This is a genomic window from Aeromonas sp. ZOR0002 (genome assembly GCF_963866995.1).
Classification (GTDB): Bacteria; Pseudomonadota; Gammaproteobacteria; order Enterobacterales; family Aeromonadaceae; genus Aeromonas; species Aeromonas caviae.
The window spans coordinates 1-1027 of the sequence record NZ_CAWMFQ010000366.1 but is presented as its reverse complement, the minus strand read 5'-3'; the positions used below and the strand labels follow the sequence as shown (position 1 = coordinate 1027).

Sequence of the window (1027 nt, the reverse complement as noted above, 5' to 3'; positions counted from 1 at the left end):
GGGTGACGCCGCTCTTGATATCGAAGGTGGCGCGCCGCTCCAGTCCGCTGTCGATGACCACGGAGATCCCCTCGATGGTGAGGGAGGTCTCCGCCACGTTGGTGGTGAGCACCAGCTTGCGACGACCCGCAGGCGCAGGCTCGATGGCCGCTTGCTGGGCCGCGAGGTCAAGACGGCCATAGAGGGGAGCCAGGGTCACATCCCCTGGCAACCGCCCTTCCAGCCACTGTGCCAGCCGCTCTATCTCCCCCTGTCCCGGCAGGAACACCAGGGCACTGCCAGCCTGACTGGCGAGCGCCTCCAGCACCACGGCGCCAACCTGGGGCTCCAGCCACTGCTGGCGATTGGCGGGGCGATAGTGGTACTCGATGGGAAAGCCGCGCCCCTCGGAGCGCACTACGGGGGCGCCTGGCAGCAGGCGCTCCAGGGCCATGCCATCCAGGGTGGCGGACATCACCAAGAGCTTGAGATCATCACGCAACCCCTGCTGGCTTTCGATGGCGAAGGCCAGCGCGGTATCGGCGTGCAGGCTGCGCTCGTGGAACTCGTCAAAGATGACGAGCGACACGCCGGTGAGCTCAGGATCCTGCTGCAGCATCCGGGTCAGCACCCCCTCGGTCACGATCTCGAGCCGGGTCTGGCTGCTGGTGCGGCTCTCCCCGCGCACTCGCAGGCCGATGCGCTCGCCCACCTTCTCCCCCAGCTGACGCGCGAGGAAGCTCGCGATGTTGCGCGCCGCGAGGCGCCTGGGCTCCAGCATGATGATGCGCCCGGGCAGCCGGTGCTGGCGCACCAGCTCCAGGGGCAGCAGGGTCGATTTGCCAGCGCCGGGGGGCGCCTGCAGGATCACGCTGGTATGGCTGTCGAGGGCTGCAAAGAGTTCGTGCAACACCGGGACGATGGGGAGGGAAGACAAAGCGATGGGCACCTTCTGTGACACTTCTGAAAAGGGGTCCATTCTGCCACAGCCTCCCGGCCATCGTAAGCGCCCCTGCCGGGCAGGGGCAGGAAGCGTCAGGTGCAACAC

At 67.5% G+C, this 1027-nt stretch carries 1 protein-coding gene; it reads right to left on the bottom strand.

Translation table 11 applies throughout. The features are described from left to right. Positions 1-916: DEAD/DEAH box helicase (locus AACR77_RS19565; protein WP_042881720.1), on the bottom strand; the 916-nt coding region annotated here is incomplete at its 3' end. Between the last annotated feature and the right edge of the window lie 111 nt (positions 917-1027).